Origin of the sequence: Halomicroarcula saliterrae (assembly GCF_031624395.1) — an archaeon.
GTDB classification, from domain to species: Archaea; Halobacteriota; Halobacteria; order Halobacteriales; family Haloarculaceae; genus Haloarcula; species Haloarcula saliterrae.
On sequence record NZ_JAMQON010000001.1, the window covers coordinates 720,798 to 739,417 of the forward strand.

General features: G+C 65.0%; 21 protein-coding genes. 3 read left to right on the plus strand and 18 right to left on the minus strand.

Annotated elements, in window-relative coordinates; genetic code table 11:
* Positions 1-15 precede the first annotated feature (15 nt).
* From NDI56_RS04020 to NDI56_RS04090, 15 genes are all read right to left on the minus strand, one after another.
* The gene (locus tag NDI56_RS04020) at positions 16-1,959 is read right to left on the minus strand and encodes a phage portal protein (RefSeq protein ID WP_310918141.1); all 1,944 of its coding nucleotides are present in this window, start codon (positions 1,957-1,959) and stop codon (positions 16-18) included.
* Complete coding sequence (locus NDI56_RS04025) at positions 1,956-2,195, minus strand: hypothetical protein (protein ID WP_310918142.1); 240 nt, start codon at positions 2,193-2,195, stop codon at positions 1,956-1,958. The genes NDI56_RS04020 and NDI56_RS04025 overlap by 4 nt, the downstream gene beginning before the upstream one ends.
* Positions 2,192-3,781, minus strand: coding sequence for a phage terminase large subunit family protein (locus tag NDI56_RS04030; RefSeq protein ID WP_310918143.1), 1,590 nt, complete (start codon positions 3,779-3,781; stop codon positions 2,192-2,194). The genes NDI56_RS04025 and NDI56_RS04030 overlap by 4 nt, the downstream gene beginning before the upstream one ends.
* Complete coding sequence (locus NDI56_RS04035; RefSeq protein WP_310918144.1) at positions 3,774-4,481, minus strand: hypothetical protein; 708 nt, start codon at positions 4,479-4,481, stop codon at positions 3,774-3,776. The genes NDI56_RS04030 and NDI56_RS04035 overlap by 8 nt, the downstream gene beginning before the upstream one ends.
* Before the next feature lie 55 nt (positions 4,482-4,536).
* Positions 4,537-4,782 carry a hypothetical protein gene (locus NDI56_RS04040; protein ID WP_310918145.1) on the minus strand — a complete coding sequence of 82 codons (246 nt, stop codon included), beginning with the start codon at positions 4,780-4,782 and terminating at the stop codon, positions 4,537-4,539.
* The gene (locus NDI56_RS04045; protein WP_310918146.1) at positions 4,782-5,039 is read right to left on the minus strand and encodes a hypothetical protein; all 258 of its coding nucleotides are present in this window, start codon (positions 5,037-5,039) and stop codon (positions 4,782-4,784) included. The genes NDI56_RS04040 and NDI56_RS04045 overlap by 1 nt, the downstream gene beginning before the upstream one ends.
* A gap of 194 nt (positions 5,040-5,233) precedes the next feature.
* Complete coding sequence (locus NDI56_RS04050) at positions 5,234-5,422, minus strand: hypothetical protein (protein ID WP_310918147.1); 189 nt, start codon at positions 5,420-5,422, stop codon at positions 5,234-5,236.
* On the minus strand, positions 5,419-5,844 hold the full coding sequence (locus NDI56_RS04055) for a hypothetical protein (RefSeq protein WP_310918148.1): 426 nt from the start codon (positions 5,842-5,844) through the stop codon (positions 5,419-5,421). Before NDI56_RS04055 ends, NDI56_RS04050 begins: the two co-directional genes overlap by 4 nt.
* 290 nt (positions 5,845-6,134) lie before the next feature.
* On the minus strand, positions 6,135-6,425 hold the full coding sequence (locus NDI56_RS04060) for a hypothetical protein (RefSeq protein WP_310918149.1): 291 nt from the start codon (positions 6,423-6,425) through the stop codon (positions 6,135-6,137).
* Positions 6,422-6,748: a hypothetical protein gene (locus NDI56_RS04065; RefSeq protein ID WP_310918150.1), complete on the minus strand. Its 327-nt coding sequence runs from the start codon at positions 6,746-6,748 to the stop codon at positions 6,422-6,424. The genes NDI56_RS04060 and NDI56_RS04065 overlap by 4 nt, the downstream gene beginning before the upstream one ends.
* Positions 6,749-6,979: 231 nt before the next feature.
* On the minus strand, positions 6,980-7,612 hold the full coding sequence (locus tag NDI56_RS04070) for a hypothetical protein (protein WP_310918151.1): 633 nt from the start codon (positions 7,610-7,612) through the stop codon (positions 6,980-6,982).
* Between the two features lie 70 nt (positions 7,613-7,682).
* A complete protein-coding gene (locus tag NDI56_RS04075) occupies positions 7,683-7,958 on the minus strand; it encodes a hypothetical protein (RefSeq protein ID WP_310918152.1) in 276 nt (91 codons plus the stop codon).
* Between the two features lie 232 nt (positions 7,959-8,190).
* A complete protein-coding gene (locus tag NDI56_RS04080) occupies positions 8,191-8,733 on the minus strand; it encodes a hypothetical protein (protein WP_310918153.1) in 543 nt (180 codons plus the stop codon).
* Complete coding sequence (locus NDI56_RS04085) at positions 8,726-9,073, minus strand: hypothetical protein (RefSeq protein ID WP_310918154.1); 348 nt, start codon at positions 9,071-9,073, stop codon at positions 8,726-8,728. The genes NDI56_RS04080 and NDI56_RS04085 overlap by 8 nt, the downstream gene beginning before the upstream one ends.
* On the minus strand, positions 9,066-9,341 hold the full coding sequence (locus tag NDI56_RS04090) for a hypothetical protein (protein WP_310918155.1): 276 nt from the start codon (positions 9,339-9,341) through the stop codon (positions 9,066-9,068). Before NDI56_RS04090 ends, NDI56_RS04085 begins: the two co-directional genes overlap by 8 nt.
* A 1,343-nt stretch (positions 9,342-10,684) precedes the next feature.
* Between NDI56_RS04090 and kdgK1 the strand changes: the two genes are divergently transcribed.
* The 3 genes from kdgK1 to NDI56_RS04105 all read left to right on the plus strand — a co-directional run bounded on the left by kdgK1 (position 10,685) and on the right by NDI56_RS04105 (position 14,537).
* Positions 10,685-11,644: a bifunctional 2-dehydro-3-deoxygluconokinase/2-dehydro-3-deoxygalactonokinase gene (kdgK1, locus tag NDI56_RS04095; protein ID WP_310918156.1), complete on the plus strand. Its 960-nt coding sequence runs from the start codon at positions 10,685-10,687 to the stop codon at positions 11,642-11,644.
* Between the two features lie 111 nt (positions 11,645-11,755).
* Positions 11,756-13,513, plus strand: coding sequence for a pyruvate kinase (gene pyk / locus NDI56_RS04100; protein WP_310918157.1), 1,758 nt, complete (start codon positions 11,756-11,758; stop codon positions 13,511-13,513).
* A 52-nt stretch (positions 13,514-13,565) separates the two neighbouring features.
* Positions 13,566-14,537 (plus strand): ROK family protein, encoded by a 972-nt coding sequence (locus NDI56_RS04105; protein WP_310918158.1) that lies wholly within the window; start codon positions 13,566-13,568, stop codon positions 14,535-14,537.
* A 1-nt stretch (position 14,538) separates the two neighbouring features.
* On the opposite strand, the gene NDI56_RS04110 is transcribed toward NDI56_RS04105, so the two are convergent.
* From NDI56_RS04110 to glpK, 3 genes are all read right to left on the minus strand, one after another.
* Positions 14,539-15,711, minus strand: a complete 1,173-nt coding sequence (locus tag NDI56_RS04110) for a Cdc6/Cdc18 family protein (protein ID WP_310918159.1) — start codon at positions 15,709-15,711, stop codon at positions 14,539-14,541.
* 67 nt (positions 15,712-15,778) lie between these two features.
* Positions 15,779-16,858 (minus strand): DUF7973 family transport facilitator, encoded by a 1,080-nt coding sequence (locus tag NDI56_RS04115; RefSeq protein WP_310918160.1) that lies wholly within the window; start codon positions 16,856-16,858, stop codon positions 15,779-15,781.
* 3 nt (positions 16,859-16,861) lie between these two features.
* Positions 16,862-18,394, minus strand: a complete 1,533-nt coding sequence (gene glpK, locus NDI56_RS04120; RefSeq protein ID WP_310918161.1) for a glycerol kinase GlpK — start codon at positions 18,392-18,394, stop codon at positions 16,862-16,864.
* Positions 18,395-18,620: the final 226 nt, after the last annotated feature.

The following is an 18,620-nucleotide window of genomic DNA, read 5'->3' on the forward strand; positions in this document are numbered from 1 at the left end:
CATCGGTCAGGCAGGCTACTGCGGCAGCCCCTCGGGGACGTCGTCGGCGTCCGGCGACGGACCCTCAGGCAGCCGGTCGTGGAAGTTCGTGATCTCCACGTACGGGTAGTCCAGCCGTATGTTGTCGTAGTGGTAGCTGCCGGCACTGCTCGCGTTCACGAGCCCGGACCACTCCGCCGTCGGGACGTCGACGTAGGCGTACAGTGAGTTGCTCCCTTCCTCGCGCTTGAACGACAGATACAACTCGTTCTCACCGAAGTCGTACAACCCCTCGTCGAGATTCGAGCTGTTGAACTGCGTCTGCTCGATGGGGTCTTTCGTGAGGTCGGCCTTGACGTCGTCCCAGTCCCGCTCGTAGAGCTTGTTGGCCTCGGGTGGGGCTGCCTTGGACCGTGTCCGCTGCAGCCCGTCGCCCGTCGGCTGTGGAGCGTCCTCGCTGCCGACGTTGGCGATGAGCGTCTGGCCGTCGACGGGGTGGTCGTCGGGCAGAGGCTCCTCTCCGATCATCTCCAGACCGCGGTCGATGGGGATGGCGCCACGGACCGCCTGGATTTTGCGCCGGGCGACGTCGGCGTCCTCCTTGGGCTGGTCGGCGCCGCGCAGCTCGTACTCGATGGTCCAGTCGGTGACGCCGAGGTACGTCTGGTGGATGAGCCGGTACAGTCGCTCGCTGAACTTGTGCTGCTCCGGCGCCACGACGTTGTTCGCGAAGTCCGCCACCTGGGCCTGCGAGTTCGACCGGTTCGACGTCTCGGTCACGCCGATGAGGATGGGAGGCACCTCGTGGACCTTCGCAATCTCGTGCTCGTTCTTCTCACGGAAGAGCCGGAAGTCCATCTCCTCGCTGATGCCCTGGCCCAGCGGCTCCAGCTCTATCTCGACGTCGTCGTCCAGACCCTGCTGGAACTTCTCGACCTCGAGGATGACTGCCCGGTGGCTCTCCTCGCGAAGCCCGTGGAGCATCTGTCGCAGGTCGTTCCGGGACTCCTCGGAGAGCTCCCCGCCGGTCACCTTGATGACGAACCGCGGGATGGTGTCGTTGTCGAAGAACTCGCGGTTGTAGTCCTTCGCCGCCTCGTCGGCGCCGATGGTCCGGATGGCGCTGACCCAGTCCGGGACACCGTAGTCCTGCTCCAGCGGGCTGGGGTTGCGAACGAAGATGAGCTCGTTCGCGGCGCCGTTGTCGAGCGGGTCAGCGGACCCGATGGCGACGTCGCCCGTCTCCTTGTCGACGAAGATGGGGTCGCGGTCGTTGTCCTCGTTGTTCTGGTAGGTGACGCGGGGGTCGTCCTCGCCGCCATTGATGAGGACCTCCTGCCCGCGGTGGCGATCGCCGGCCTCGCCGAAGTAGCGACGCTGGCCGTCCCGCACCTGGACGTAGCCCCGGGAAGCGTACTGGGCTTCGTCGCCGCCGACGAACGTCCCCTCCTCGGGATGTCGGGGCCTGTCGAATCGGGACTGGGGCTTCCGGACCCGGATGGTGTTGGCCGGCACGTGAGCCAGCCCGACCGGGCGGCCCTCCATGTCGGTCAGGATTTCCAGCGCACACCAACCCACAGAGTGGTAGTCCTGACGGGCGAGTTCTTTGACCTCCTCGGGGGTTGTGGGTTCAGCGCTCTGGTGTGGGCCGGTCTCCCAGCGGGACTCGGCGCCGCGCCAGAAGTTCCGTGCGACCGCGCGCTCTTGGTCGTCAGCTTCGTCGGGCTCGTCGACGTCGTCGTGAGCAACGAGGTCAAACCCGAAGCCCACCTCGTAGCGGGACTTCTTTCGGACGGCCGTGGCGTGGGTCTCGTTGAGCTCCAGGAACGACGCCAGCCGGTCGGGGTGGTACGGCGGCTTGACACCGTGGCCGACCGAGTGGATGCGCCGGTCGGAGAGCTGTTGGGACTGCTGGGCCTTCGAGAGTGCCCCGCCGCCGATGCCTTCGACGTGGACCTTCGTGGCGTCGTCGCCACTCATGATATCCTCCTGATGCGAACTTCGCCCTCGGCTGGATCGTAGCGGCTTTCCTCCTGGTATTTTCGGCGGGTGTGGGCCACTTCGCCGTCGTCCTCGGCCGTGCTGATAATCTCTGCCGGGTCGACACGGCGCGGCCCGTCGTCCGTCAGTTCGACGAAGGACGTCCCGAACACCAGCTCGTCGACAAGACACTGTGCTTTCTCCGCGTCTGGCAGGTCGTCGGGATATCGTGTCATAGGTAAGAGATGCCTCCCGCGTCGCGACCGTCGTCATCGTCGAGGGCGCCGATGCCCTCCAGCCGGCGGATGCCCTGCTCGGCCATGTACCACGCCGCGATGAGGTCTGGGGTGTGGCCCTTGAGCTTGCCGTCGGACAGCTTCAGGGACATCGCCGCCTGGACGAAGTCCTCCGTGGGCCCGTGGCCACGGTAGAACTGGATGCCGCCGTTCTCGACGAGCCGACGGAGTCGGGGGATGCCGTTCTCCCAGCTGTGTTTCTTGCCGGTCGTCGGGATGCCCGTCACCTTCGCCCGCAGCGAGGCCGAGAACTCCAGCGCATCGTTGGCGACGTACTGCTGCATCCCGTTGTCCTCGATGACGACCATCGCCGGGTCGTAGCGGTCGTCGAGGTCCGCCAGCGTCGCCTTGACCGCCGATGGCTGCAGCCCCGTCTCGGCTTTGGCGTCCAAGAGGCGACGTCGTCCATCGGCGCCGACACGGAAGGCGACGAACGCCGCGTTGTCGCCGGTCGGGGACTGGGCCGGGTCGTGGGCGACGATGGTCGCCTCGCCGGCGCTGGGCGTCAGCTGACGGGGCGGCTCCTGCCCGCGAATGGAGCAACCGCCGTCGTCGACGAGCCGGTTGACGTCGGCCTCCTCGATGAGGTTGCCCGACGCCCCGCGGATGGTCAGCGTGTACTCCCGCCAGAACAGGTAGTCCGCCATCTTCGAGCGCTTGTTCGCGAGCCACTCGGCGCTACGGGCGTCCGGCCAGAGCAGCTTGAGCGAGCCGTTGCCCCAAGGGTTGGACACCTCGGTGTAGAGGTCCTCGTCAGGCCGGCGGGCACGCCAGTCGTCGTCCTCGCGAAACTCCTGGTCCCACGTGTCGAGGATGGCGGGGAACTCCCGCAGCGAGTACCCCTCGTAGTCGCGGTAGTGGCTGTAGATGTCGTCGGGTCGCTTGCGAGTTCCGACGATGACGGTGCGCCCGTCGTCCTTGACCATCGGCTGGGCGACGCCGTCGACCCAGTTGAGGACGCCCTCGGTCGGGCCGTCGCCCTGCTCGGAGATGATGTCGTCGAGGATGAGCAGGTGCGCGCGGGCACCCTCGATGGACCCCTTCAGCCAGCCCGTCGTCAGCGACGAGCCGTTCGCGAACTCCTTCTTTTTCTTCGAGTCCTTCTCCCGAGGCTTGTTGAGGTTGACCAGCCACGGGTTTCGCTCGATGAACTTGTTGAGCTCGTCGTCGGCCTTCTCGTAGGCCTGCTCCTGTGTGTTCATCGTCCAGATGACGCGGTACCCGTCGAGGTATTCCAGGCAGGCGATGGCGAACGCGGAGATGATCGTCGTCTTCAGCCCATCGCGGTGACACAGGAGCGCGAGGTCGCCGTCGACGTCGGCCTCGCCGGCGAGGTGTCGGAGCCACTGGGCGTGGTGTTCGCCGAGGGGTGCCCAGTCGTCGTACTCCTCGGCCATGTAGCCCTGGGTGAGCTTGCTGGTGAAGTCCAGCCAGCAGCCGTGCTCGAACGGGTTGTACGCGGCGCGGATCTCCGCCCGGGAGAGCTCGACCTCGGCCGTCCCGACGCTGTCGGCCGTGCTACTCATCGTCGAGCGTCGCCTCCCGGATGGCCGCCGCGGTCTCCTCGTCGAACGAGACTGTCGTGTTCAGCTCGCCGTCGACGTTCATGTTGATGTCCGTCGAGTAGACGCCGAGGACCTCGCCCTTCGCTTCCAGATGCGAGGACTGTTCCTGGCGGGCCATCGCCTGGCCCTTGAGGTCGTCCTGGTCGCGACGCAGCCCGTCGAACTCCTTGGTGTACTTCGGCGAGCCGTCGACGGCCCGCAGCGGGTACTCCTCGCCCGGGCGGACGTCGGTCATCTCGTCGGTGAACCGGATGATGATGTCCCGCTCGGTCGCCCACTGGGGCCAGTCGGGGTCGTCAATGTCGACGATCTCCCACTCGGGCCAGGGCATCGGGCCCTCGCGGTCGGTGTCAACGGCGTCGGTCTTCGGGACGACCCGGACGATGGGCTCGTCCTCGACGGCGTCGGCCTCGGCGCCACGGGCCCGCTGGTACATCTGCTCCTCACGCTCGGCGATCTGCAGGCGGACGTTGGCATGCTCTTGCTCGATCTGCTCCAGGACCTCCTCGGCGGGGTCGCTGTTGAGGTACGAGCGGATGGTCGACTTCGCGTACGAGCCGACGCCCTCCTGCTCGAAGCGCTCCTGTATCTCCTCGACGCTGAGGTTGTCCAGGTGGTGCCACTTGAGGGCCAACGTCTCACGTCGCTCACGTGTGCTCATGGTATGGAAATCGTCCTGTAGTGTCAGCCCTGCATTTGTACTTTAAATAGCACTCTCAGTCCTCGGTGTCGTCCTCGCCACCGCCTTGGACGTCTTGAGCCTCGTCGAGCGCGGCGCCGAAAGTGTCGCGGCCGAACACGGCGAAGCCCGAGGCGATGACCAGCGCGATGTAGACGACCTGAAGGAGCGTGCCAGGCTGCTGCCCGGTCACGTAGCTGTGGACCCAGACACCGACGACCGTCGCGAGGACGACGGCGCCGGCGCCGGCCCGGAGGGCTCGGTAGGGACGCTGGGGTCCCATCATGCACTCCCCCGCTCGATCAGGAACTCCAGACCTTCGGGGCCGGCAATCATCACGGTCATCATCGCGAGGGCGGCTAGGGGTGGGGCCCCCAGCGACATGGCGTAGACGCCGGCGCCGGCGCCGACCAGCTGCGTGATGGCCTTGACGAGCTTGAACAGTTTGAGCGTCATCCCGTATCGGCTCCTCAGACAGGCGTCCAGTGAGTCGTTGTACTGTGCGAGTTCGTGCTGAAGCGTCGGTTTACGGCTGGCCATAGTAGCATTTCACGAGTGCCCGGTCGGGGAGTTGCACCCCGCGCTCTCGGTGAGCGCTCTGGGTCCGGGCTGGGCGGTCGGCGTCAGGTGACGAGCTGGGGCCGACCGGTTGGATGTCGGTGCAGACCCTCGCTGCCGGTGGATGGGGTGGGTGGGGGTGGAGAACACAGGCGGCAGGTCATCGGGGCGCGGTGTCAGCGGTGGGTCTCAGGGATGTTGTCCTCGTTGACGCGCATGGTGACGCCGTCGACGTCAACGCGGAAGACGCGGTCGAAGCCATCGGCGTCGGCCTCGACGAACTCGTCGACGACCGTGGCCTCGCGACGGTTGCCCTGGAGTGTCTCGACCGGGACCGTCGCCGGCGCCGGGGGCTGGACGCTCACCGTTGGACCCCCTTCGCGGCGGCGATGGCGAAGATGCGCTTGTCGTCGGCGGTGTGGCGGTCGAGGCCCTTGAGGTGGTCCACGACGCGATAGATGACGTCGGTCTTGACGTGATAGCCGGCCTCCTGGAGCCGGGCCGCCAGTGCTGGGACGCGGTCGGTCGCCTCGCTCGTCGACAGCGTCTCGCTCTGGGAGAGACCACGGACCGAGCCACACTCGTTGCAGGTGGTCCGGGCCTCGGGCATCGGGGCGACGTTCGCGATGGACGCCGGCGGCTCGATGAGGTCAACGCCGAGTGTAGCCGTCTCCGTACGGGGCTCCATCGCGCTCTCGCCCGGCTCGGGGTCGGGTCGTGTGAGGCGGGCAAAGCACTCCGAACACACGCGGTGGTCGTGCCAGATGAGAATCTCGAACCAGCGCACAGCGTGCTCGCCGGACCGGGCTGGATCACGTGGGAGTGGCGCTGCTGCTGGTGTGTCAGTTGCTTGGGACATGGATTAGGAGAGTCGGAGGACTACTGGCTCGTCGCCGGGAGTCATGGCGGTGACTCGGCCCGACGCCGGTGTGGGAAACGCTACCTGATATAGGTGTTTCAGGCCACAAAAACGCTACTCTGCTGTGTTTAGATGGCATGGGCGTGTCCTCCCGTGGGGCTGTACACGAACCATCGCGTCGACGGTGTCCGACCCCACGGGTTGAGGCGCCCAGTCATCTATGGGAGACGATACGGCGACGACGCATCGGGATGGTCAGCTGGGAGATACCCCTTCCGCGCAGCGTAGGCCGGGTCAGATGTATCGCAGCCGTCGACCTGAACGAGCTCGCCGCGCTTGGAGAGAGTCAACAACCGACTCCGCAGCGTCGCTGCGGTGAGGGCGCAGTGCTTGGCGACATGTTCTGGGAGCACTCCGCCGAGCAGGCCCTGGTGGTCGCCGTTCTCCATAGCGGCGTCGACCGCGTCGAGGATAGCGGCGTCGGAGACCGACGACGGTCGCTGGTTCACGACTGCCCCTCCAGGACGGACTTGATGCGGTCGGTCTGCCGAGTCTCGGGGTACTCCGCGACGAGGCGGTCGACGGCGTCCTCTGTCACGAGGCAAAACCGGAGGTCGCCGTCATGGTCTCGGTAGGCGATGGCGTCGTCATTGTCGAGCGCGGCCTGGAGCGAGGCCTTGACGCCAGATTTGCTGTACTGGCCGTGAGCCACACAGCACAGGTAGACAGTCTCCGGACGGACGCCCGGGCGTTGCTTGGGACTGGTCTGGGCGTCGACCGTCGCGAGGACCGACTGGTATCGCTGCCGTGGGTCGACGTCCTCCTCAGTCACCGTGACCACCTCGGGAGTGCTGGCCGACCACTCGGTTCGGGACCGCTTTGAACGAACATGGATTGAACTTGTTCAACACTGGGTTTCGGCGAGTGAGGAGCGCCGTCCGAAACCGCACGACGACGCACGGACGACGCACCCCACTCTAATCGAGTTTAGTTTACAACCGCTACCGCAGCCGTACTTTCTCCCTATCCAAGCGGAGGTGGTCTATCTCTGGCGGGAATCATCCTACTGCGACCCCTCCTGGCTGGAATCGTTGTTGAACTTGTTCAACGGACACCCGCTGGAGTGAACTCCTTCAAAGTCCACGCCCAGCCGGCGCTCGTCGGTGTTGTCCACTTCGAGACTCCCGTACTGGGTCATCTCCCGCGGTGTGAGGAACCAGTCGTACTCTTCGGGGAGATCGTCCATCAGGTCGTAGGCGTAGCGCGTCGAGCAACCCGTGGCGCCCTTGATGTCCTTCGCAGTGAGCTTGATGGCTGGGTCAGCACCACGGGCGTTGTCGGCGAACTGGACGATATCAGCGACCTTCTGGTCTTTCCCTCGACTGGAGCTGCCCTCCAGACGTGACCGGAGACGCTCGTTCTCCTTCTCAAGGTCGTCGACGCGGTCAGCCAGGCCGTTGATGCGGTCGACCGCAACGCTGGCCTTGTCCATCGCGGACATCTCCGTGGGGTCCGCGTCGTCGCTGTCGACGTCTGCGAGGCCAGCCAGCAGCTTCCGGAGGGCCGCGATTTCGAGGGCGGCCAGAGACTCCGACTCGGCGAGGTCCTCGACGGTCCCGGAGAGCTCGACGATGGTTTCGACGAGCTCCTCGCGGTCCATCGCCGCGACCTCGGCACGGGAGAGGGAGAGGCTCATCGACCGCCCTCCTGGTCAGTGGCCGCGCATACCTCTCGATGAGTGCAAAAACCGAACCGCGAAACGAACTCTACTCGTCGGTCAGGTCGATGTCGAGGTCGGGGTCGTCGTAGTCTTCCAGTTCGGGAGCGTGACGACCATCGACCGGTCGGCGTTCGGAGAGGCTGCTGAACTCCTTTCGGACCAGCATCGACTGCACATCTCGGTCGGTCGGATGTTCCAGCGCGCCGAATGCCTCCTCTCGGGAGTTGGCTTGGACGGTTATCGTTTCGCTGGTGACTTGCTCGACTTCGATTTCGAATATCTGTGCTTCGTCGTCGGCTTCCTCTTGGGTTGTTTCTGCCATTGTCTACAGTTGCCTCGCCGTCCTTCTGGAGCGGGTCATCGGCGGGGGAGATAGACCGGCCTCTATTGTTCATCGGCCGTTGCACCTCCCGTCTCGGCGCTTTCTGCTGGCTCCGAAGCAAACGCACCGCAGGCAGCACAGCGGTTTACATCGGGGCGACGGACTTCACAACCACAATTATTGCACGGGACACCAACATCTCTGAGCGGGAGTCCTGATAGGTCAGTACCGCTCATGCAGCCACCTCCTGAGCGTGATTTGGGCAGACGGGTGAGCCGTCTATCTCCTCCACGGCCCCTGAGTCACAGCGTGAGCAAGCGACGACGAGACGGCAAGCGCACTCCGGGCAGCAGAAGCCGTGGAAGCCGGGAAAACGCTGGTCGATGTTGCAGTCATCGTTCGGACAGACCTGCCCCTCGCAGCGGTCAGTCCTGTCCGCACACTGCCCACCGTCTGTCACGACCGGCGGGTCGTCGGCGTCACTCTCACCGATGTCGGACTTGAGCGACCATCGCTCCTGCTTGATCAGCTTGGAGGTATGCAGGTCGACACGGTCACCGAGATCGGGCGCTCGGGGATGGTCGTTACTCGTCCCGACGACCAGCTCGGCGACGTCGCCCGCGACCGCGTCGACCACCGCCGAGAAGCGCGGGTAGTCCGGCCACAGGTCGACCGTATCGTGGGCCGCAGGGACATCATCAGGGTCGGCCCGGGCCTCGTTGCACGTCCACGTCTGTCCGCGTTGGACAGTCCCGTCCACAGACTGGTCACTCACCGTCGACCACCTCCCACGCGGGCTCGTGTCCATCGGCCTCGATTTTGTCGACGGCCTCCTCGAGGATGTCCTCGCTCGCTGGGATGTGAGGGTTGTCCAGATCGACGCCGTCGGCGAGCAGTTCGGCTTCGGTACGGAGTATCCAGAGTTGGCCGGTCGTGGACACTCCGGGCTTGTACATCGCCGTGAGGTCGTGGTCGGCGGTCTGCTCGCGGATTTTGTGCCCGCGCTCGTCGACCTTGGTGTAGCGGTCGTCGCCGAGCCAGTCCATATCGATGTTGGCCCGGCGCCGGCGACAGAGCGCCTCGATTCGGCTGACGCGGTCCTCGGTTTCAAGCACCGGCACCACCTCCCAGCTTCCCGCCGAGAATGTCCTGGACGAGCTGTGGCTGGGCCGCGTCGTCGATTCGGTCCTGGGCGATGTCGACCTCGCACAGTCCGTTCTCGTCAACCGGTTGTTTGTCCTCGTCGCCGTTGATGACGACGATGGTGCGCTCTTGCTGGGGGCCGTCGGCGGGACCGTCGACGCGGCGCCGGTCAACGAGTTCGAGACCGGGGACAACGCTATCGCCACGCTGCAGTTCGACGGGGCGGGTCTCGACGCTCATGTCGCACACTCTCCTTGCAGGTTGACCTTGCAGGATAGTCTTGCAGGAGTACCTTGCAGCCTGTCAGATGGGGGTGTCTGAACCCCTTTCTGGGGCGCTATAACCCCGGATGCTGAACCCGGCTGTGAGTATAAAGACACTTATTTGTGCAAGTGGGGCCGTAATATCGGCCAAATCCCCCTTCAAATATCAAAAATCTGTTACAAATGGCAGAAGATAGTACCACACTCACAAATCTAAATATGGTCCATTTCGCGGAGTCTACTCCCGATGTCGACCTGCGAGCGGTAGTGCAGAGTCCGTCTGCCGAGTAGTCCGCCAGTCCGGGCAGGCGCTGTCCGTGAGGCTGCGTCGTCGAAGGGTAACTGCCTGCCGGCCAGTTCGATCGCCGACGGTAGCTACTCTCCTCCGGAGCAGTGCTGCAGCAACGTCTCTCAGCCGCCACACACGGACACTTTCCCCGTCTATACGTGGGCCTAGCTGTGTCGTCCAGCGTCCATCTCAGCCCTCGGAACGCTCGCCCAGTGGGGGCGACGTTCTCCCGGCCGACTCGCCGCTCCAGACATACGCACGGTTGTTACACGACCCGTCGTCTCCACCACCGAGTCAGCTCCGGGCCGTGTGTAAGTCGTCGCCATCAGGTGGAGGGCCGTTCTCGGCGGTCAACCCCCGGGAGTCAGCGCTATCACAGCGTCTCGTTTCTCTCGGTCGACTGACTGGCTGCGGACGCTGTCTCCGACCGGAAGCGGATTCCCAATTACCGCCCGGGTGGCTACACTGCTATCTGCTCGATGCCGTCCGGCGCGAGCGGGGTGGGCCCGAGCGACGACGGCCCGAAGCGCGACTGGGTCGGCTGCTGCTCTGGTCGTACCCGGGTCGGGAGCCGTTTTCGCTCTGGGCCCTCGTCATTTCCCCCGGTCTCGACACAGTCCGAAATCCGACAGCAGTACCGCTCCCCGCAACCGACCGAGCGGCCGCTGGCGTTCCGAGACGACAGCCGGCGCAGCCGGTCTGACAGTTCCGCCACGGCCAGTCTCGCCAGCTCCGCCCGCGGACCGGGCATTCGCTTCCCCAGCCTGGTCCCGGATACGGACATCCCGACGGGTGTCGAATTCGACGATACGCTTCGATTCGTCGCGCAGCTCGCGAGAAATGTCAACTATCGGATTGTTCGCCGATGCCCGAACCGCGACACATAAATCATATAGCGCTATACTGAATCACTTTCCGAAATCGGGACGAATCCGACATCGTTTCGCGGAAAACGGGGCTAGCCCGTTCGCTCGCCGCTCTCGGGGCAACGTTTGACCGGATTTATATCGACCGGGCGACGATGAGCCGACATGGTCGATCTGGTCACGTTCGGCGAGACGATGCTCCGGCTCTCGCCCCCCGACGAGGAGCGTCTCGAAGTCGCCGACCAGTACGACGTCGACGTCGCCGGTGCCGAGTCGAACGTCGCTGTCGCCGCCCAGCGGCTGGGTCTCGACAGTCTCTGGCTCTCGAAGCTGCCCGACTCGCCCGTCGGCCGGAAAGTCGCCGGCGAACTCCGGCGCCACGGTATCTCGGTCGATGTCGTCTGGGACGACTCGCCCGAGCGACGACAGGGCACGTACTATCTCGAACAGGGGCGTCCACCTCGCGGGAGCGAAGTAATATACGACCGCGCGCACGCGAGCGTGACGACGACTGAGTCAGGGGAGCTCCCCACGGCGGTCTTCGAGGACGCGCTCTGTTTCCACACGACCGGTATCACGCCTGCGCTGTCGGAGACGCTCGAAGCGACGACCGCCGAGTTACTGGAGCGGGCACAGACGGCGGGGGCGACGACGAGCTTCGACGTCAACTTTCGCTCGAATCTCTGGACTCCCGAGGCAGCGAAGGAAGTGCTTACCGAGCTTTTCCCGGCTGTCGACATCCTGGTCGTCGCCGAACGCGACGCCCGGGTCGTCCTCGACGCGGCGGGTGACGCAGAGGCTATCGCTCGCGAACTCGACAGCGAGTACGGGTTCGAGGTCGTCGTCGTCACCCGCGGCAGTGAAGGGGCGCTCGCTCTCGCCGACGGTGACGTGACCACGCAGCCGACCTACGAGGCCTCGGACGCCTACCCCGTCGGAACCGGCGACTCGTTTGTCGGCGGGTTCCTCTCGCAGTATCTGGACGGCGCGTCGGTGTCGGACGCGCTGGCCTGGGGCGCTGGGACGGCGGCGCTCAAGCGGTCGGTCCCCGGTGACATGGCGACCGTCTCACCCGAGGAGGTCCGTGAAGTAATCGGCGGGACGACGGAGTCGTTGTCCAGATAGCGCCGCGAAAACTGCAGTGTCTGATAAGCTTCTTATCCCCTGGCTCGGTACGGGGGAGTATGATTCAGTTACCGGTGGAGCTTCGACTCCGTTTCGCGGAGGGAACAGCCGATGCGTAGCGCAAAGATCGTCTGTACACTCGGACCGGCAAGCGAGTCCGTCGAGCAGATCGAATCGCTGGCCGAAGCCGGGATGTCGGTCGCTCGCCTCAACGCCAGTCACGGGTCGCCCGAACACCGACGGACCATGATAGACCGCATCAAGGAGGTCGACGAACGGGTCGACTCACCCGTGGCCTCGATGCTCGATATGCCCGGACCGGAAGTCCGGACCGCTCCGATCGAGGAGCCGATTCAGCTCCAGAAGGGGACGACGGTCAGGTTCGTCATCGGCAACGACGCCACCCCCGAAGAGGTCGGCCTCTCTCAGTCTATCAGCAGCGCGAGCCCCGGTGACCGCGTGTTGCTCGACGACGGCCGCATCGAGACGACGGTCGAGAGCGTCGACGGGGACGTCGTCACCGCCCACGTCGAAAACGGCGGCAAGCTGGGGGCCCGAAAGGGCGTCAACGTCCCCGGCGTCGATCTGGACCTCGCGACCATCACCGAGAACGACCGGCGCGAGATTCAGGTCGCCGCCGAGAAGGAACCGGACTTCGTCGCGGCCTCGTTCGTCCGTGATGGCGACGCTATCTACGAGATCAACGAGGCCCTCGAAGAGAAAGGGGCCGACATCCCCATCATCGCCAAAATCGAACGGGCGGGCGCCGTCGAGAACCTCGACTCCATCATCGACGCCGCCTACGGCGTCATGGTCGCCCGTGGCGACCTGGGCGTCGAGTGTCCGCTCGAAGACGTTCCGATCATCCAGAAACGCATCATCCGGAAGTGCCACCAGGCCGGTGTCCCCGTCATCACCGCGACGGAGATGCTCGACTCGATGATTCACTCCCGGCGGCCGACGCGGGCGGAGGCCTCGGACGTGGCCAACGCGGTGCTCGATGGCACCGACGCGGTCATGCTCTCGGGTGAGACCGCCATCGGTGACCATCCGACACGGGTGGTCGAGACTATGGACCGTATCGTCCGCGACGTGGAGGGAAGCGAGGAGTACGCGGAGTCGCGCGAACAGCGGATTCCCAACGCGGGCAACACGCGCACTGACGCGCTGGCCCGCTCGGCGCGCTTCCTCGCCCGGGATATCAACGCCGACGCCGTCGTCGCTGCGTCCGAATCGGGGTACACCGCTCTGAAAGCGGCCAAATACCGGCCGTCGATCCCCATCGTCGCGTCGACACCCAGCGAAGAGGTCCGGCGCAAACTCGCCCTCTCGTGGGGTATCATCCCCGTGACGACGAAGTACACCAACGACGGCGCCGACGCCGTCATTCAGAGCGCCGTCCAGGCCGCACTGGACACCAGGGCTGCTGACGGCGGCGACACCGTGGTCGTCCTCTCGGGCATGATGACCGAACTGGAAGGGATGAACACGGCGAACATGCTGAAGGTCCACGTCGCAGCCGAGACAGTGGTCAGCGGTCGGTCCGTCGTCGAAGGACTCGCCACCGGTCCGGTGTATCACGTCGGCGACGGCGATATCTCGGACGTACCCGAGGGCGCTATTCTCGTCGTCCCCGAGTCCTTCGACGGGGAGTTCACCGGCGATACGAACAGGGTCGGCGGCATCGTCGACGCTCACGAGGGGATCACGAGTTACGCCGCTATCGTCGCCCGCGAGCTGTCGATTCCGATGGTCGCCGACGCGGAACTGCCCGAGCGCATCGGTGACGACGAAATCCTCACGCTGGACGCCGAGCGCGGCGTCGTCTACGAGGAGTCCGTCGCTCGGGAACAGCTCGACGACCGATAGCACGATTTCGAATCTGTGCAATTAAGTACTCAAGGTGCCACCGTCTGACCAAATGGGCGCATACGCTGGGGTCGACCTCGGTGCGACGCATATCAGGGCCGTTATCGGTGACGCGGACGGGACGGTGGTCGCGTCGTTCAAGCGTGACACCCCACGCGGGCCGACTGGAATCGACGTGACCGAGGCCGTCCTCGACGCGCTTCGGGGCGCGTGTGAGGCCGCCGACATCGGTCCGTCGGAGGTCGTCGCGGCCGGCATCGGCTCGTTTGGCCCGCTCGACCTGGCCGGCGGTGCGGTCGAAAACCCCGCGAATCTTCCCGACTCCATCGACCGGATTCCGCTTACTGGCCCCGTACAGAACCTCTTCGGGACCGAGCGCGTCTACCTCCACAACGACGCCAACGCGGGACTCATCGGCGAACGCTACTACGCCGACCGGAACCCCGACGATATGGTGTACCTGACTATCTCCTCGGGTATCGGTGCCGGTGTCGCCGTCGACGGGCGTGTGCTGCGTGGCTGGGACGGCAACGCCGGCGAAGTCGGTCACCTGACTATCGACCCCCACGGGTTCATGACCTGTGGCTGTGGCCACGACGGCCACTGGGAGGCGTACTGCTCGGGTGAGAACATCCCGCGCTATGCGACCCGGCTCCACCGCGAGGACCCGGTCGAGACGGCCCTCCCCATCGACACCGAGGGGTTCACTGCGGCGGACGTGTTCGAGTACGCCGGCGAAGACGAGTTCGCGACCCACGTCCTCGACCAGATCTCCCACTGGAACACCATCGGCGTCGCCAACATGGTCCACGCGTTTGCCCCGCTCGTCGTCTCTATCGGTGGGGCCGTCGCTATCAACAATCCCGACCAGATTATGGACCCCATCAGGGAGCGCCTCGACGACATGGTGATGGCGAACATCCCCGACATCCAGCTGACGACACACGGCGACGACGTCGTGGTCCGCGGCGCGCTCGCGTCGGCACTGACAGCGGGTACGGGCGACCCGTCGAACGGGCGGTAGCTCACCGCAGGTCGTAGAGCCGTCTGAAAACTGTCGGTGGGAACCGCGGTTCGACGCGGCTCGGCGGGCGCCCCTGCCCGCCCTGTGTCGCCGCCTGGACGCGTTCGACGACACCTGCCTCTGCCATCTCGTAGAGGAACCGTTTGACTGTCCCCGGGGACAGGTCGACGCTCTCGGCGCCACCGATCGCGGCAGTGGTCGCGGTGACCGAGGAGCGCTCCTCCTCGTCGAGGTCGACCAGTTCCCTGAGCACGGCCTGTCTGTTCGCCGGCAGGGCGAGGACGATGCCCAGCGAGACGCAGGGAATCGGTATCTCCTCGATGGCCGCCTCGACATCGGTCACTGTCAGCGTCGTCCGTCCGGCCGATTCCGCGTGATGGGTCGCGATGAACAGCGCCGCCAGCGCGTCGTGGGCGTTCCCGTTCGCCCACGCGGCGATCTCCTCGGCGAGGTCGTGTTCGATGGCCTGCTGGGAGAGCCCGATGGAGGCCCGCGTCATCAACACGTCGACGAGCATCTGCTGTTGGTACGGGTCGACGCGGATGGATTCCGCGGTGTACTCCGTGAGCTCAGTTTCGGCCGGTCGCTTGCGCCCCATCGCCAACCAGCTCACGTTGCTCGGGAGTCCCGCGAACAGGTCGACGAGGTCGCCCTCGGAGGCGCTCCGTGGCTCGCCGACGTGGTCGACGGCGACGACGACCCCGGTTCTGGAGCCGTCGAGTTCCTCGTGTAGCCGTGTTCTGAGCGTCTCCGTACCGATGCCGTGTTCCGGGACCGTCTCCTCGACGAGCGCGTCGAGCACCGCGTGGTAGAACGCGAACTCGCTCGTGGTCTCTCTCGTGTCGAGATAGACGAACGACGGCGAGGTTTTGGACTGTGCCCGGGTCGTCGTGTGAATGACCGTTCGTGTCTCGGTCGGTAACTGGTGCAGGTGGGCAAACAGCGCCGTAACCACGGCGCTCTTTCCCACCCCGTTCGGCCCGTACAGATACGCGTTGGCGGGGAGCTTCCCGTCGAAAACCGGGTCCAGATAGTCGAGCAATCGCTCGAGCAGGGGCCCGCGGTCGGCCGGCTCGTCGATGTGTCGCACCGGCGACAGCGACTCGTACTCCTGAATCAGGCGCGGCTCGCCGTCGTGACGCTGCCGTCGCTTGATTCTGGCTTCTATATCCATTGTGCTACAGTGGTCTCAAACTACGATGGTTCGTACAAAAATAAAACGCCGAAGTCGGGTAGACCGCTTATGGCACGACGTAGGTGTTTCGCACTGCGACACCGGCGACGTACAGCGCACCGATGAGCAGCGACATGGTGGCGATAGCGAACGCGGGCGGGTCAACGTGCGTGTCACCGTGTGCGTAGAACACACGCTGGCCCGCTTCACCGACGAGCGCGCCCAGAACACCGAAGACGCCACCGAGCAGGAGCGCGATGACGGCCCCGCTACCGGTCGGGTCGACGAACGCCGCCGCACCCGCAGCGCCGGGCAGCGTCATGTGGTGGGTCACCGGAATCTTCTCGACGCCCAGGTTGAGGAACGTAAGGGACGCCGCGGAGATACCGAAGCCGAGGAACATGCTCCCCGTCGTGATGACGAGGTAGCCACCGAGCAGACCGGCGACGAGGCCGATCATTGCGACGTTGGCCCACTTGTACTGGTGGGGGAGCCACGGTTCGACAGCGGGACGCATGACTTCGCTACCGCCGTCGGCAGCGACTTCCTGACCGTTCTCGAACGGCGTCATGTCGAAGTAGCCGTTCCCGCCTGGCGACCCGAACAGCGAGTAGCCGAAGACGAGTCGGTGGACGAGTGCGGACGTGAAGACCATCATTCCGATGGTGTCGAAAGCGATAGCCGTGTTGACCGTGTTGACGAGCAGGATGTTACCGACGCTGCCGAAGACACCGAAGATACCACCGACCGCGAGGACGTCGGGGCGCGTACCGAGCGCGTAGGCGATGTCCTTACCGGGGTGGTAGCCACCGTCTTCCTGGGGCGGCATGGCGCCTTCCTTCTTCGCGGCGTAGGCGGCCGCGGCCGCACCGCCGGCGAAGGCGATGTGCGGACCGAAGACCGGACCGAAACCGACGAGACCGGTGATACCGGACGAGGTCAGTGCAGCGCCTTCAGGCGCACCGGTGAGCCCGACCAGGTTGGCCGCTTCGCCGGCGATGACCGCGAAGCCGGTGAAACAGAAGGCCGGGAGCGCGCCGATGGCTGCACCGAAGCAGCCACCTGCGAAGGCGGCGATGAGCCAGTAGGCGAACTCGGCACCTGTCCGGCCACCGAGGAGCTCGATCTGAAGTAGTACTGGGTCCATACGTTACTCCTCCTGTGCCCAGTCCAGGGACTTCTCGACCGCGTCGTCCCAGCGGTTGTACAGCTTGTCGACCTCTTCGGCGTCCTTCTCGGGGCTGAACTCGCGGTCGATCTGCCAGTTGTCGCGCAGCTCGTCGACGGTGTCCCAGTAGCCGACGGCGAGGCCGGCGGCGTAGGCGCTCCCGAGCGCCGTGGTCTCGTCGACCTCCGGTCGCGCGATGTCCGTCTGGATGATGTCGGACTGGAGCTGACAGAGGAAGTTGTTCTTGACTGCACCGCCGTCGACACGCAGGGTCGTGGTGTCGACGCCGGAGTCGGCTTCCATCGCTTCCGCGACGTCGCGGGTCTGGTACGCGATGGATTCGAGGGTCGCACGCACGATGTGCTCTTTCCGGGTACCACGCGTCATACCGACGATGGTACCTCGGGCGCGGCCGTCCCAGTGCGGGGCGCCGAGACCCGTGAAGGCCGGCACCATGTAGACGCCGTCGGTCGAGTCGACCGAGCGGGCCAGTTCCGCCGTCTGGGCGGCGTTGTTGATGAGGTCGACGTCTTCGAGCCACTCGATAGCGGCGCCGGTGATGAAGATGGCGCCTTCCAGCGCGTACTGGACGGGCTCGCCGGACATCTGGAACCCGATGGTCGTCAGCAGACCGTGGTCGGACTCGACGGCGTCGGTACCCGTGTTCATCAGGTAGAACGAACCGGTACCGTAGGTGTTCTTCGCGTCACCCTCGTCGAAACAGGTCTGGCCGAACAGCGCGGCCTGCTGGTCGCCCAGCGCGCCCGCGACGGGCACTTCGGCGCCGAGGAAGCCGTCGGCGTCCGTGCTGCCGTAGGTGTTCTCGTCCGAGGACGGTCGGACTTCCGGAACCATCGATTTGGGCACGTTGAACTCTTCGAGAAGCTCGTCGTCCCACTCGAGGTCGCGGATGTTGTACAGCATCGTCCGCGACGCGTTCGAGACGTCGGTGATGTGGTTGCCGGTGAGGTTGTAGATAACCCACGTGTCGATGGTCCCCATGAGGAGCTCGCCGTTCTGCGCTCGTTTGCGAACGTCCTCGCCACGGGAGGCTTCCATCTTCAGCGGCTCTGCGTTGTCGAGAATCCACTCGGTCTTGGTCGCCGAGAAGTACGCGTCACATTCGAGACCGGTCTTCTCGCGGATCCACTCGACCTTGCCCTCGTCCTGAATCTCCTCGACGCGGTCCGTCGTCCGGCGGTCCTGCCAGACGAGCGCGTTGTGGACCGGCTTGCCGGTCTCCTTGTCCCACACGATCGTGGTCTCACGCTGGTTCGTAATCCCGATAGCCTCGAGCTGCTCCGGGTCGAGGTCGGCTTCGTCGAGACCGGTGGTCACGACGTCCTTGGTGTTCTCCCAGATCTCCATCGGGTCGTGCTCGACCCAGCCGGGCTCCGGATAAATCTGCTCGTGTTTCTCGTAAGCGTTCGCGACGACCTGCCCGCTGTGGTCGAATACCATGAAGCGGGTGCCAGTCGTCCCCTGGTCTATCGCACCGACGTATGTGTCTGCCATTGTGTGTGTTCTCCGTTGGGCGGACCTTGTTTATGCAAGACCCCGCCTTGAGAGTAAACAATATAGTGAATCATTATAAAGATTACTGCTGCTATCGGATGGGTAGTAAAAAATAGTAAAATTCGTGCTCAATAGCCTATACCGCCAGTTTACGGAGTTTTAGCGCCCCAGAGCGCGGGATTATTGCAGTATTTTGTCCATTGGTTGAATCATTTCTCTACTCCCA